General features: G+C 70.1%; 11 protein-coding genes. 3 read left to right on the top strand and 8 right to left on the bottom strand.

Going from position 1 to position 13544, the window contains the following annotated elements; all coding sequences use genetic code 11:
• Positions 1-3 precede the first annotated feature (3 nt).
• Entirely contained in the window at positions 4-993 is a 990-nt protein-coding gene (locus ACFXHE_RS20595; RefSeq protein WP_379385393.1) for a sigma-70 family RNA polymerase sigma factor, read from the bottom strand.
• Positions 994-1093: 100 nt separating this feature from the next.
• On the opposite strand from ACFXHE_RS20595, the gene ACFXHE_RS20590 reads away from it, so the two are divergent.
• Complete coding sequence (locus ACFXHE_RS20590; RefSeq protein ID WP_379385223.1) at positions 1094-1492, top strand: SgcJ/EcaC family oxidoreductase; 399 nt, start codon at positions 1094-1096, stop codon at positions 1490-1492.
• Between the two features lie 88 nt (positions 1493-1580).
• On the opposite strand, the gene ACFXHE_RS20585 is transcribed toward ACFXHE_RS20590, so the two are convergent.
• The 6 genes from ACFXHE_RS20585 to ACFXHE_RS20560 form a co-directional block, all read right to left on the bottom strand.
• Positions 1581-2096 (bottom strand): L,D-transpeptidase, encoded by a 516-nt coding sequence (locus ACFXHE_RS20585; protein WP_379385221.1) that lies wholly within the window; start codon positions 2094-2096, stop codon positions 1581-1583.
• A 179-nt stretch (positions 2097-2275) separates the two neighbouring features.
• Positions 2276-3439, bottom strand: a complete 1164-nt coding sequence (locus ACFXHE_RS20580) for an MlaD family protein (RefSeq protein ID WP_379385391.1) — start codon at positions 3437-3439, stop codon at positions 2276-2278.
• Positions 3440-3601: 162 nt separating this feature from the next.
• Positions 3602-4852 (bottom strand): glycosyltransferase, encoded by a 1251-nt coding sequence (locus ACFXHE_RS20575; RefSeq protein ID WP_379385219.1) that lies wholly within the window; start codon positions 4850-4852, stop codon positions 3602-3604.
• A complete protein-coding gene (locus tag ACFXHE_RS20570; RefSeq protein ID WP_379385217.1) occupies positions 4849-6120 on the bottom strand; it encodes a condensation domain-containing protein in 1272 nt (423 codons plus the stop codon). The genes ACFXHE_RS20575 and ACFXHE_RS20570 overlap by 4 nt, the downstream gene beginning before the upstream one ends.
• Positions 6121-6193: 73 nt before the next feature.
• Positions 6194-7192 (bottom strand): LLM class flavin-dependent oxidoreductase, encoded by a 999-nt coding sequence (locus tag ACFXHE_RS20565; protein ID WP_379385215.1) that lies wholly within the window; start codon positions 7190-7192, stop codon positions 6194-6196.
• 133 nt (positions 7193-7325) lie between these two features.
• Positions 7326-8030 (bottom strand): hypothetical protein, encoded by a 705-nt coding sequence (locus ACFXHE_RS20560; protein ID WP_379385213.1) that lies wholly within the window; start codon positions 8028-8030, stop codon positions 7326-7328.
• Between the two features lie 99 nt (positions 8031-8129).
• Here ACFXHE_RS20560 and ACFXHE_RS20555 point away from each other — a divergent pair, with 99 nt between their 5' ends.
• Together ACFXHE_RS20555 and ACFXHE_RS20550 are read left to right on the top strand one after the other, a co-directional pair.
• Positions 8130-9314 (top strand): acyl-CoA dehydrogenase family protein, encoded by a 1185-nt coding sequence (locus ACFXHE_RS20555; protein ID WP_379385212.1) that lies wholly within the window; start codon positions 8130-8132, stop codon positions 9312-9314.
• Positions 9315-9330: 16 nt separating this feature from the next.
• Positions 9331-10410 (top strand): acyl-CoA dehydrogenase family protein, encoded by a 1080-nt coding sequence (locus ACFXHE_RS20550; RefSeq protein ID WP_379385210.1) that lies wholly within the window; start codon positions 9331-9333, stop codon positions 10408-10410.
• Between the two features lie 197 nt (positions 10411-10607).
• Here the strand turns inward: ACFXHE_RS20550 and ACFXHE_RS20545 are convergent, their stop codons facing one another.
• A complete protein-coding gene (locus tag ACFXHE_RS20545; protein ID WP_379385208.1) occupies positions 10608-13505 on the bottom strand; it encodes a BTAD domain-containing putative transcriptional regulator in 2898 nt (965 codons plus the stop codon).
• Positions 13506-13544 lie beyond the last annotated feature (39 nt).

Here is a 13544-nt window from a genome sequence, read left to right as displayed (position 1 = left end):
GGCTCAGGGCAATCGGGCCGGCAGGTCGAAGAGCCGGAAGATCTCCTCGACCTGGTAGGCGATCAGGTTGGCGACCAGGCCGTCACGAATCGTGAAGACCTGCAGGGTGTGCAGGGCGTACCCGTCGCCGTCGCGGACGTAGGCCGCCAGTGCCGGTTGGCCATTGGCCCCGATCGGCACCAGGCGCCAATCACTGCCGTTGATGTCGAAGGCACGCGCCATGAACCCGATGTAGTCCGCGCGCCCGACGTACCAATTGAGCATGGGCGGCATCTCCATGATCACGTCGTCGGACAGCAGCTTCTCCAGCGCCGCCAGATCGGCATTGCGGAACGCGGCGACATAGCTGTCGACCACGGCCCGTTGCTCGGCGCTCTCGGACACCTCGTCCTCGCGAATACCGCTCTGGCTCAGCGTCTTCCGAGCCCGCTGCAGCGCGCTGTTCACCGCTGCCGGGGTCATGTCCAGCGCCCGCGCCACCTCGGCGGCCGGCCAGTCGAGCACCTCGCGCAGCACCAGCACCGCCCGCTGCCGGGCGGGCAGCTGCTGCATGGCCGCGACCAGTGCCAGCCGCAGACTGCCCTGGGCCACCGCGGCTTCCGACGGATCGCCGAGCAGCGCATCCGGAATCGGTTGCAGCCAAGGGATTTCCCCGCCGTGCACCAGTGCCTCGCGCGGATCGTCACCGGGTTCGTGGCCGAGTCCGGAGGGCATGGGCCGCCGGCCGCGCTGTTCGAGCGCGGTCAGGCAGGCATTGGTCGCGATCCGGTACAGCCAGGTCCGCATCCCGGCCCGCTTCTCGTCGAAGCTGTCGCGTGCGCGCCAGGCCCGCAGGTAGGTCTCCTGCACCAGATCCTCGGCGTCCTGTACCGACCCGAGCATGCGATAGCAATGCGCGAGCAATTCCCGTCGGTAGCGGCCGGTGTCCGCCTCGAAGTCCACGTTCGCCATGCTCTTGCTCCTCGAATCCGGGCCCCTGCTCCTCGAATCCAGGCCCTGCCGAACTTTCTACACCCGCGGCGATGAATCGGGCACCGCCCGCCGGTAGGTACTCGTGAGCCGCTCATCGCGGCCGCGATCCGAGGAGGAAACCATGACCGACACCGCCGTACAGACCGACCGCGAGGCCGTCCTCGACGTCCTGACCAACCTCTACCGCGCCTGGGCCGCCAATGACGCCGACGCCTTCGTCGCCGACTACGACCCCGACGCCACCACCGTCGTGCGGGGCGTGGTGAACGTGGGCCGCGAGGCGGTCCGGACCTCCATGGCCGCCGGTTTCGCGGGCCCGCTGCGGGATTCGCACACCGTCGACGAACCGCAGTCGGTCCGCTTCCCGGCCCCCGGCACCGCCATCGTGGTCAGCCGCAGCGCGGTGGTGCCCGCCGGGGAGACCGAGCCGCCGGCCGACGGCTGGATCGTGGCCACCTGGGCCCTGATCCAGCGCGACGGCCGCTGGCTGGTGACCTCGTACCACAACTGCCCGGCGTAGCCGCCCGAATGTCCGGCGCGACCCGGACATGAGCGAGCCCCCTCCGGGCAGGCGCCGGAGGGGGCTCGCACACGCATTCGCGTCGCCGTTACGGCACGACCTCGACGGTGTCACCCGGGTTCAGGTAGTTGAAGAACTCGCGCGCCCCATCCGGCGTCATGCGGATGCAGCCGTGCGACTTCTTGTCCACCGGTCCGATGTGGAAGGCGATGTCCCCGTTGAAGAACACCGCGTATTCCATCGGAGCGTTGTGCATGGTGCTCCAGTGGAACGGCTTCTTGAACGACACATGGAACACGCCCGGCGGCGTCTCGAATCCGGGCATGCCGTGCGAGATGGGCGTGGGGCCGAAGACGACCTTGCCGTTGTCCATCAGCCACGCTTCGTTGCTGCCGAGCTTGAGGCAGGCACGAGCACCCGCCGTCTGGCACGGCGCGTTGACATCGCTGGGTGCGATGCCGGGGACGATCGCCGGAACACCGGGAATGTCCGGACCACCGGGCCACAATGGTTCGGCTTGCGCGGGCGCCGCCGCGAATCCTGCGACCGCCATACCGGCGATGACCGCCGATCGCGCCGCCAAGCCGAGGGAACTTCTGCTCATCATCGAGTTTCGACCCTCTCCTAACCTTGGCCCGCCACCCTGTTCGATGCCGCTCTCAGGGCAAAGGGACATTGTTCGTTGGCACAAGCATGGGACCACTGGGTACCGGTGATCATTCTGACTGGTGGAAATCGAGATTCGCGGGATAAACCGCGACAGGCGCGCCGACACGCCCGAATTCACCGAACAGGTGGCAGCGTGCGCTGATTCGGGTCGACTCCGGTCGGCCGGTGCGCGCCATTGTTGGCGACATCCGGGCGCGGCGCGTTCGCGGATCCGCGAATCTGCTGGTCGTCGGGCGGATTGTCGCAGTAGTTCCAGCTGCTGAAGACGGGCACCGTGGCGATGAACGGGGGCACGGTCCGGGTCGGATAGTTGCACCACGGCCGCAGCCAGGCGTCCACGATGGTGTAGAACTCGCCGTCGTGGGCGGGCACTCCCATGGCGGACGAGCCGACCACCAGCGCCGGGAACAGGGCGCGCAGCGCGGGCTGCCGCAGCAGCGCGGCCCGCACGATGGCGGACATGGTGGTGGCCAGGCTCTGGATCGGATCCATGTTCCGGTCCAGTACCGCATCGGCGATGCGCAGCTGTCCGGGTGCGCGGTCGAGGAGTTGCCGCAACTCGGCGTCGGCGATGCGGGCCTGGTCGACCACGACCGACGCATTGCGGGTCAGCGTGCCGAGATCGGGCTGCGCGTGCGAGGTGGTGCCCGCGATGACGCGCAGATTCTCGATGAGGCTGACCGTCTGCGGCAGCCGGTTGTCCAAACCCGTGGTGGCGATGCTCAATCCGTCGATGAGTCCGCGCAGCTGATCGGGCCCACCGCTGAGCGCGGTGTCCAGATTATCGAGGATCACCGCGAGCTTGTCCGGATCGATCTGCGCGATGAGCTCGCTGGTGTTCGTCAGCGTCTCGGAGACGGGTGTCGGCGTGGTGATCTTGCCGGGGTTGAACCGCACCACCTGCCCATCGTGCAGATAGGGCGGATTGTCGGTGTTGGGCCGGAAGTCGATGTACTGCTCGCCCGCCGCCGACAGCGCCGAGACCGCGATCTGGGAGTCGGCCGGAATCCGGTACCGCTTGTCGATTTCCGCGACCGCCGACACCATGGCGCCGCCGTCGCTGATCTCGATCGCCTTGACCGATCCCACCCGGTACCCGCGCCAGGTGACGTCGTTACCCGCCTGCAAACCGCCGGAGCGATTCAGCTGAACGGTGACGGTGTAGGTGCTGCCCGGTGCACGCACCCGCGCCACATGGATCGCCAGATACGCCGCCCCGACTGCGAGTAGCAGAATCAGAGCCAGGTTCGAGATCAGTGTCTTGTGCCCGCGCAGCACGCTCAAATGGCCCGCCTCCACCGCTGATCAGCGCTAATAGGATCGATGCATAGCAAACACCAGGCGAAACTGCGCGCTATCTAACCACAGTCGGGGCGTGGAATCCGGCGTGGGCGGGCCCGGGCGGGGCGGACCGCCCTCGGGCACCGGGTGAGTGGTGGATCAGCCCTTCCCGTGGGCGGCCAGGTGGGCCTCGATGGCCTTCACGGCGAGGCCGACGCCGTCCTCCGTGGCGATCCGGGCGGCGAGCCGAGTGGCATTGTCGCGCAGGGCGGTATCGGTGGTGGCGCGCTTCAGCGCGGCGGTGAGCCCGTCCTCGGACAGCTTCGAGTAGGGGATGGTGGCCGGGCTGACGCCGACATCGATCAGGCGTTGCGCCCAGAACGGCTGGTCGGCGTACACCGGCGCGCCGATGGCCGGCACGCCCGCGCGCAGGCCCGCGGCCGTGGTGCCGGCGCCGCAGTGATGGACCAGCGCCGACATGCGCGGGAACAGCCAATCGTGCGGCACCTCACCGATGGTCAGCACATCGTCGCCGGCGACATCGAGTTGCAGCCAGCCGGTCTGCACGATGCCGCGCACGCCCGCCCGCCGCAGTGCGGCGCTGATGATCGCCGACATCCTGGCGCTGCCCGCGGCGCTGTCGACCATGCTGCCGAAGCCGAGGAAGACCGGAGCCGGTCCGGCGTCGAGGAAGTCGACCAGGTCGGCGGGCGGCTGCCAGTCGTCGGGGCGTGGCGGCCACCAGTACCCGGTCACCTCCAGGCCGGGCCGCCAGTCGCCCGGGCGCGGCACGACACTGGGCGAAAAGCCGTTCAGGATGGGCCATTCGGCCGCGGTCCGGCCGCGGCGCAGGTCGAAGGCCGAGATCGGCGGCAGTCCGAGTTCGCGGCGGAACCCGGCGATGGTGGCGGCGTAGAAGCGGTCGTTGAACCAGGCCCCGAAGTCGCCGGCCAGCCGGTTGCCGCGGGCGCCGAAGTCGTAGGCGCCCAGGGCCGCCGGGGCGTGGGCGGCGGTCGCGGACAGCGGCTGGAATCGCAGGCCGATCGAGGGGATGCCCTTGGCCTCGGCCAGCGGCAGGCCCGCGTACTCGGTGGGCGGCGGCAGCAGCAGCACGTCGGCGGGTTCGTCGAGCAGCGTCTCGATCATGCCGAGTCCCATGCTGCGAACGCCGCTGGGGGAGGAGAACTTCCAGCCCGCCGCGAGGCGGTTGATATCGGTGTCGGTCATATCGATGTCGATATTGAGCGGCATCTGCCGGAATTCGAGCCCGCACCCGGTGATCTGCTCGGCGAACATCCAGTGCGAGGCCACCACGACCTCGTGCCCGGCGTCGCGCAGGCCCACGCCCAGTCCCGTCAGCGGGGCGATGTCACCGCGGCTGCCGATGCCGACCAGGATGATCCTGCTCATCGCACCTCCGCGGTCTCGAGGATCGACAGCCACCGGGTGACGATGGCCCGCATCCGCTCGGCCCCCAGCCCCCCGTCGGGCGAGTGCACCGAATAGTGCACCTGCTCAACGCCTTCGGGCTTGCTCGTGCCGAGGAACATGCTCAGATCGAACATGGTCAGCCGGGACTGTTCGCGCGACTGCGCGTCCGGAATCCACACGCCCACATCACCGAGGAAGTTGAAGTAGAACTTGGGGAAGTTGAAGGTCAGGAAGTGCGGCCAGCTTTCGGGGTGATGCCAGCACAGCAGGGTGAAGTCCTCCGGGTGCGGCGGATAGGTGGCGATGGCGTCGCGCAGGCGCGTTTCGAGGCTGCCCGATACCGGCCGCAGCAGCCAGGGGTAGTCGTCGGAGATCCAGGCGACCGTGCGCGACAGGTCGGTGCCCGGCCGCAGGCGGCTGTAGCGGCCGTGTTTCTGCACCTGGATGGGCCGTGCCACGCCGGTGGCGTCCTCGATGGCCAGTCCCAGTGCCACGAGCAGGATCCGGGTGTAGCTGGCGTCGTAGGCGGCGGGCAGCTCCACCAGCAGCCGCTGGGCGAGCGCGCCGTCGATGACGCCGTCGAAATGCGCCGATTTCGGTGTGGCCGAACGGATCTGCTGATTGGGTTCGCTGTCGGAGGCCGCCAGCCAGTAGTCCCGTTCACCCACCCGGGTGGGCGCGTGGCCGTCGAGGAACTCCGCCCACTCCGAGCCGGTGGTGGTCTCGGGCGGTAGCGAGATCGCCTCGCCCGCTTCCCATTGCCGGACATAGGTGGCGATGTCGTCCCACAGCACCCACATGGCGACGCCGTCGATGGCGACGTGGTGGGCGGTGAACAGCAGAATGTTCACGTCGTAGGAGCGGGTGAGCAGTACCGCGGTGACGACCTTCCCGGCGGGCGGGTCCAGGCGCAGGTTGGCCCGGGCGGACTCCGCCTCGATCAGCTCCATGAGCGCGCCGGGGTCGAGGGTCTCGATATCGATGGTCCGCACGTCGACGCGGGCCGGGTCGATGACGCCACCGGATTCGGGTTCGATCTCGCAGGCCGCGCCCTCGCCGTAGCTGTAGCGACTGCGCAGTGCCTCGTGCGTGTCCATCAGGGTATTGACCAGCCGCTGAGCCTCTTCCAGCCCCATTGCCACCGGCACCGGGCAGGGAATGGTGACACCGAAGACGGCCGGGTTCGGGTCCCAGGTCAGGAATTTCTTGGCGGCGGCCGTGAGACGGCCGGGGCGCAGATCGGTCATGCTTGTCCTAGCGATCGGGTACTTCGGAAGCGAAAAATGGTGCGGGCCACGGTGATCAGGTGATGCCGGTGGGCTAGCCGAGGGTGGGAGCGAGTTCGATGCGTGAGAGCACCTCGTCGCCGAGCAGGCGCAGGGCGGCCCAGCTCTTCTTGATCGGCAGCCCGCCGATCAGGGGGTTGATCAGGATTTCGGTACGGCCGCCCGCGATCTGGTCCCGCAGCTCGCCGGGGGTGAGGATCTCCAGGTAACCGTGCGCCCGTAGCGCATCCACCGAATCCGGCACCGTCTCGTGCGGGCGCGGCACCCCGTCCCGCCGCCACGACGCGTACTCGCGGATCTCGGTCAGAATGTGCGGGCCGTAGCTGTGCCAGGCCGCGTCCGGATCGGTGTGCAGCAGGGTGAGTCTGCTGCCGGGTTCGGGCTTGTGGACGAAACCCGCTGTGCCGCACCGCGCCAGCTCCCGGTAGTAGAGCTCCTCCACCTCCGGCATGAACATCGGCAGCGACAGCGGCAGCCCGAACCGCGCCGCCCGGCGCGCGGCCGCCGCGCTCATCCCGGCGATGAGCAGCTGCGGATGGGGTGTGGTGCAGGGCTTGGGCGTGACGTCGAACGGTTGCCCATGGATCCGGATGGGTTCGTCCCGCCAGGCCGCGATCATGATCTCCAGGGCCTCGTCCATGAGCTTGCCCCGACGCGTGAAATCCCGGCCCAGCGCGGCGTATTCCTCGGGCCGGTAACCGATTCCGGCGACCACGGTCAGCCGCCCGCCGCACAGATTGTCCAGCACCGCCAGGTCCTCGGCCAGCCGCACCGGCTCGTACAGCGGCACCAGCAGCGCGCCGATGCTGATCCGCATCCGCTCGGTCCGCGCCGCCACCGCGGCGGCCAGCAGCAGCGGCGCGGGCAGCCACCCGGTCCCCGACCCGTGGTGCTCTTCGCAATTGACGACCGTGAACCCGACCCGATCGGCGTACTCCGCCATCTCCAGCGCGGCCCGGTACCGCTCGCGATGCCCGGCCGCCGGGTCGTTGACATTGGTCATATTGAGCCGGAGCGCGGCCACCACGTTCATTCAGCCAATATCGACGCCGAAACCGCTGTCCGGCAACACTCTTCGCCGCCCCAGCCAGGTACTCGACGCGGGCCCGCAACCACCGCGAGAGGCTCGCCGTCCACCGGTGCTATCGGCAGGGGTACCGGGAGCGTCAGGGGGATGCGACAGGGTGCGGGGTGTTGTCGAGCAGACCGAGTTGCGCTGCGCGGACACCGATCTGGAAGCGGCTGCGCACCTCGAGGCGGATCATGAGGTCGGCGATGTGGCGGCGGTAGCTGCGCAGCGACATGCCCAGCCGGCGGGCGGCGGTCTCGTCGATCAGTCCGAGGTTGAGGGTATTGAGCACGGCGTGGCCGGTGGGGGTGATCTCGACGCCCGCGGTGTCGAGGTGTCCGGCCAGGCCGTGGCCGGATTGCCAGCTCAGCAGGGCGAACTGGTGCAGGGCCCGCAGCAGGGCGGGTTCGCGGACCAGGTAGGCGTAGGGGTGGTCGGCTCCCGCGCCGCTCCACAGCACCGCCACGGTGCGGTCGATGATCAGCACATTGTGAAAGTCGTTGTCGGTCACCCGGATCTGCGCGCCCTGCGAGGAATGCCGCAGCAGCGGCCGGCGGTCGCGCAGTTCCAGATAGTCGGGGGAGTAGAGCAGCCGCACCTGCTTGCCCGCGGCCAGCAGGTCGTCCACGACCACCTGCCCGAGCCGCAGGTGATCACTGGAGTGGGTGGGATTGGAGACCGCCACCACCGCCTCTCGCCGGGCATGGCGGAGCAGGTGGTGGACGTCCTGATCCCAGTGCCCCTCCTGGCTGAACCGGACGATGCCGGTGGCCAGGGCGCCGGTCTGCTGTCGCTGCATCACTTCCCCGATCGTGACACGGGCACCGGTCGCTCCCGGTGGATCTGGCAGCTTCCTGCCAGCCGGGCGGATCCGGCCTCGCGGCTTTCTACCTTTCAGCCTATGCACATCAGTTTCAGCGATGAACAGAACCGGCTGCGCAAACGGCTGCGCGAGTATTTCGCCGACCTCCTCACCCCGGAGGTGCGGGCGTCGCTGCGCTCGGGTCCGGGCGGCGAGTACGGCGACGGGACCGTCTACAAGGAGGTGGTGCGCCGGCTGGGCGCCGACGGCTGGCTGGCCCTGGGCTGGCCGGAAGAGCATGGCGGACAGGGCCGTCCGATGCTCGATCAGCTGATCTTCCTGGACGAGGCCGCCGCCGCGGGCGTGCCGGTGCCCTATCTCACGGTGAACACGGTCGGGCCGACCATCATGCGCTACGGCACCGCGGAGCAGCGGGCGTACTTCCTGCCGAGGATCGCCCGCGGCGACGTGCACTTCTCCATCGGCTATTCCGAGCCGGGCGCCGGGACGGATCTGGCCGCGCTGCGCACCCGCGCCGTGCGCGACGGGGACGAGTACGTCATCACCGGCGAGAAGATGTGGACCAGCCTCATCGAATACGCCGACTACGTGTGGCTGGCCGCGCGCACCGACCCGAGCGCCGGCAAGCACGCCGGCCTGTCGATCTTCGTCGTTCCGACGGCGGCCCAGGGGTTTTCGTGGACCAAGGTGCACACCATGGCCGGGGTCGGCACCAGTGCCACCTACTATTCCGAGGTCCGCGTGCCCGCCGCCAATCTGGTGAGCGGGGAGAACCAGGGATGGGCGCTGATCACCAATCAGCTCAATCACGAACGCGTGGCGCTGGCCTCTGCCGCACCCCTGCAGGAATCGCTGCGGCAGGTAACAGAGTGGGCGCGCGCCACCGTCCGCCCCGACGGCTCCCGCGTCATGGACGCCGAATGGGTGCGGCTGCACCTGGCCCGCGTGCACGCGCACACCGAATATCTGAAGCTGCGCAACTGGCGGACCGCGTGGGCGGCCGATCGCGGTGCGCTCGGCCCGGCGGATGCCTCCGCCACCAAGGTCTTCGGGACCGAGTTCGCCATCGAGGGATACCGGCTGCTCATGGAGGTGCTCGGCGCCGAGGCGGTGATCCGCGCCGATTCCCCGGGCGCGCTGCTGCGCGGGCGCATCGAACGCTGCCACCGGTCCGCGCTCATCCTGACCTTCGGCGGCGGCGTCAACGAGGTACAGCGCGACATCATCGCCAAGACCGCCCTCGGCCTGCCCGTCACCCGTTGAGAAGAGGAGTAGCACCATGGATTTCGAATACACCGACGCACAGCGGGAACTGTCGGGACTGGCTCGCGAGTTGCTCGCCGACTGGGCCGGCCGCCATCCCCGGCCCGGCGACACCGGATTCGATCCGGACCTGTGGCGGGCCATGGCGGGCGCGGGCCTGCTGGACGCGGCGCTGCCCGAGCGTGTGAACGGCGGCGGCTACGGGCTGCTGGAACAGTGTGGCGTAATGACCGAGATCGGCCGGACCGTCGCTCCCGCACCGTATTCCACGAGTGTCGCGGTGGTCGCGGCGACACTGGCCGAGTTCGGCGACGATGCGCAGGTGCAGCGCTGGGTGCGGCCGCTGCTGCGCGGCGAGACGACCTTGGCGCCGGCGCTCGCGCGTGAGTTCGTCGCGTTCGAGGCCGAGCGCGGCGGGAACGGCTGGCGCATCCGGGGTTCGCAGTCGGTCGTCGCGGCCGCGGCCTTCGCGGACGGATTCCTCGTCGAGGCCAGTTGCGGCGCGAATTCGATGCTGCTCCTGCTGGATCGGGGCGCCGACGGCGTCACCGTGACCGGGCAGCACGTGGTGAACGGGACGGACGCGGCGGTGCTGGAACTGCGTGATGTGCAGGTCCCGGATCGGGATGTGATCGCCGCGCCCGAGGCCGCCGCCTGGGCCCAGCGCCGCGCGGCGGTGGCCGCCTGTGCGCTGCAACTCGGCATCCTCGAACGCGCTCTGGAAATGACCTGCGAATATGCCCGCACCAGAAAGCAATTCGACAAACCCATCGGCTCATTCCAGGCCGTGCGCCAGCGCCTGGCCGACGCCTATATCGATGTCGAAGCCGTTCGCCTGACCCTCTGGCAGGCCGCCTGGCGCGAATCCCACGGGCTCCCAGCGGAATCCGAGGTGGACGTGGCGAAATTCTGGGCGGCCGAGGCCGGTCACCGCGTCGCCCACACCGCCGTCCACATCCACGCCAGCACCGGAATCTACCTGGACTATCCGATGCAGCGCTACTTCACCGCGGCCGAACGCGCCGAGTTCGAGGCGGGCGGCGCCACCGCGCACCTGCGCACACTGGGTGCGCGCCTCGACGCGGATGTGTCCTGAGAGATTCGGGGAAGGGGGCCGGAGGCGCCGCCGGCCGGTGCCGGCGGCGGCTATCCGATCTGCATGAGCCGGATGCGCACCCCTCGTGCGCACGCGGACATGACCTCATCGCGCGCGAGTACCCCGGGTGTTGCAGACCCGGGGAACCCGCGTGTCTGCACGCTCCCACGGGCCGATAAAAAGCGAATAAACGTTCTCTATCCGGTGGCCGGTCCCGGTGCGAACAGCGTCGCCAGTGTCGGTGCGGGCAGCCCGGCGCGGCGGAAGATCTCGGCCGCGTCGGCGTGCTCGCGGGCGGCGGCCTCGTGATCGCCGCGGGCCGTGCGGGCGGTGGCGCGCAGGGACAGCGCCCGCGCCCGGTCGAGGGGATCGGCCGCCTTGCTCAGCAGTCGCAGGGCCTGGGTGGCCTCGCTTTCCGCGGCGGCGTCGTTCCCGGCGCGCAGGTGGATCTGGGCCAGCCGGGTGCGCGCCCAGCCCTCCCACAGGCGCACGCCATTGCGATGGGTCATGCGCACCGCGTCCTCGGCCAGTGCCAGCGCGAGCGCGTGCTCGCCGAGCATCGAACGGGTGGAGGCCAATTCGTGGGTTGCCCAGCCCAGCGCCACCGCGTTCGACGACTCCTGGGCCAGCGCGATGGCCCGCTCGGCCACCGCCACCGCCTCCGCGTACTGGCCGGATTCGCACAGCGTGCGGGTGGCCAGGGCCAGGATCCACGCCTCCAGCGACCGATCGTCGAGCGCGCGGGTCCAGGCGATGGCATTGGCGTAGTGGCGATGCGAGTCCTTGGTATTGCCGGTGCGCCGATCCGCCACCCCGAGCAGGATCTCGGCCAGCACCTGCAACCGGCGCTCGGCGTTGTCGGCGGGCTGCGAAATCGGTTGCAGGAACTCCAGACTCGCCTCCACCTCGCCCAGCCCGATTTGCATCATGGCGCCCAGCGCCACCCGCAGCCGTCGCGCGCTGGCGTGGTCGCCGTCGCGGATCGCGGTGTCCAGCAGGGCCTTCAGGCCGTCGGCGAGCTCGCGGGCGCGGCTGCCGGTGTCCATGAGCTCCGACATCACCCAGGCCAGATCGGCCGCCAGCGCCACCGCCCGCCCGCCGAGCCGGGCCGCCTGGCGGTGCAGCGCGATGATCACCGGCCGCTCGACATCGTTCCAGGACTGGCCTTCCGCCCCGCCGGCGAAGGTGTGGCCCGGCACGGTGGTGGGCACCAGCAGCAGCGTGGTGTTGCTGTAATCCAGTGCGCCGAGCAGGTTCTTGGTGCTGGCCAGGTAGTAGTCCAGCAGCCGGACCACGATCTCCGATTCCCGTTCGCCGAGATCGCGGTTCGCGGCGGTCCCGGCCAGCCGGGCCGCGAACAGCCGCAGCAGGTCGTGGAAGCGGTAGCGGCCGGGCGCGGGCGTCTCCAGCAGGCTCAGATCCACCAGCGATTCGCACACCAGCTCGGCCCGCGCCACCGGAACGCCCAGCAGCGCCGCGGCCCCGTCGACCGGGAAGTCCGGTACATCGGCGCGGGCCAGCATGCGAAACGCCCTGGCCTGCTCGGTGTTCAGCTGTCCGTAGCCGAGGCGGAAGGCCGCCTCCAGGGTGAGGTCGCCGGTCTGCAACACCTCGAGGCGCTGGCTCTCATCGGCCAGCCGCTCGGCCAGCGAGGCGATGGTCCACTGCGGCCGCACCGCCAGCCGCGCGCCGACGATGCGCACCGCCAGCGGCAGGCAGGCGCACTGCTCGATCACCGCGTAGGCCGCATCCCGTTCGGCCGCAACGCGTTCGGCGCCCAGGATGCGGGTCAGCAGCGTCATGGCCTCCTCGCGCTCCAGCACGTCGAGGCGGGTGCGCCGCACCGCGGGCAGTTCGGTGAGCGCGGAGCGGCTGGTGATCAGCACCGCGGTACCCGGCGTGCCGGGCAGCAGCTGCGCCACCTGGGCGCTGTCGCGGGCATTGTCGAGCACCACCAGAATCCGCTTGTCGCTCAACAGTGTTCGCAGGTGCGCGGCCCGATCGTCCACGGCGGGCGGGATATCGCCCTCGGCGACCCCGAGCCCGCGCAGGAATCCGCCCAGCGCGTCCCCGGGCGGGATCGGTTCGGGGTCGACGCCGCGCAGGTTCACATACAGCTGCCCGTCGGGGAACCGGTCGCGCACCTGATGGGCGATGTGCAGGGCGAGGGTGGTCTTGCCGACCCCGCCCATGCCGCCGACCGCCGAGATGGCCACCGCCGGTCCTCCGCCGGTGAGCTGGGCCGCGATCTCCTCCGCGACCCGGGACCGGCCGGTGAAATCGGCGATGTCGGGCGGCAATTGGGCCGGGGTGACCACCGCGCGGGCGGGCCGCAGTACGGGCGGCAGCTCGGCGCGGAGGATCCGCGCGTGCACATCACTGAGTTCCGGTCCGGGCTCCACGCCGACGCCGTCGACCAGGGCGCGGCGGGCGCGCCCGTATTCCTCGAGTGCCTCGGCCTGGCGGCCGGAGTGGTACAGCCCGGTCATGAGCAGTGCGCGGAAGCGTTCCCGCAGCGGATGCTCCTCGATGAGCGGCCCGAGTTCGGCGACCGCCTCAGCGCTGCGGCCGGTTTCGATATCGAGGGCGAGGCGGTCCTCGAGGATCGAGAGCCGCCACTGTTCGAGCCGGGCCCGCTGCCGCTCGGCATAGGGCCCCGGCAGTCCGCCCAGCGCGGCGCCCTGCCAGCGGGCCAGCGCCGACTCCAGGGTGTCGCGGGCGCTGCCCGGATCCTCGTAGCGCAGCCGCTCGGCCGCGGCGACCTCGTCCTCGACGTCGTGAATATCGGTGCGCCCGGCCGGGAGTCGCAGGGCGTAGCCGTCGCCGATGGAGATCAGCAGGGTGGAGGGTCCGCGGTTGACGCGGTCGGGTTCCAGTTCGCGCCGGAGTTTGGCCACGTGGGTGCGCAGCGCGGGCACGGCGCGCAGCACCGGGTCCTCGCCCCAGATCCCCTCGACGAGCTCGGCGGCGGTGACCGCCTTGCCCTCGCGCAGGAGCAGTGCCGCCAGCACGGCGCGCCGCTGTGGCGGACCCAGATCCAAGGGCGTGTCCCCACGCCATGCGCGGACCTCGCCCAGTACGGCAAATCTCAGCAAACCGACCTCCCCGTTCGGGAGTCTAGAGGGGTCGAGACA

The organism is Nocardia sp. NPDC059229 (assembly GCF_042754165.1).
Lineage (GTDB): Bacteria > Actinomycetota > Actinomycetes > Mycobacteriales > Mycobacteriaceae > Nocardia.
The sequence above is the reverse complement of the archived record's forward strand: the minus strand, read 5'-3'. Positions and strand labels throughout refer to the sequence as shown.

Coding starts and splice junctions, on each gene's coding strand:
- ACFXHE_RS20565 (WP_379385215.1), bottom strand. CDS start 7,192: ATGAACGTGGTGGCCGCGCTCCGGCTCAATATGACCAATGTCAACGAC.
- ACFXHE_RS20550 (WP_379385210.1), top strand. CDS start 9,331: ATGGATTTCGAATACACCGACGCACAGCGGGAACTGTCGGGACTGGCT.
- ACFXHE_RS20590 (WP_379385223.1), top strand. CDS start 1,094: ATGACCGACACCGCCGTACAGACCGACCGCGAGGCCGTCCTCGACGTC.
- ACFXHE_RS20570 (WP_379385217.1), bottom strand. CDS start 6,120: ATGACCGATCTGCGCCCCGGCCGTCTCACGGCCGCCGCCAAGAAATTC.
- ACFXHE_RS20555 (WP_379385212.1), top strand. CDS start 8,130: ATGCACATCAGTTTCAGCGATGAACAGAACCGGCTGCGCAAACGGCTG.
- ACFXHE_RS20585 (WP_379385221.1), bottom strand. CDS start 2,096: ATGAGCAGAAGTTCCCTCGGCTTGGCGGCGCGATCGGCGGTCATCGCC.
- ACFXHE_RS20575 (WP_379385219.1), bottom strand. CDS start 4,852: ATGAGCAGGATCATCCTGGTCGGCATCGGCAGCCGCGGTGACATCGCC.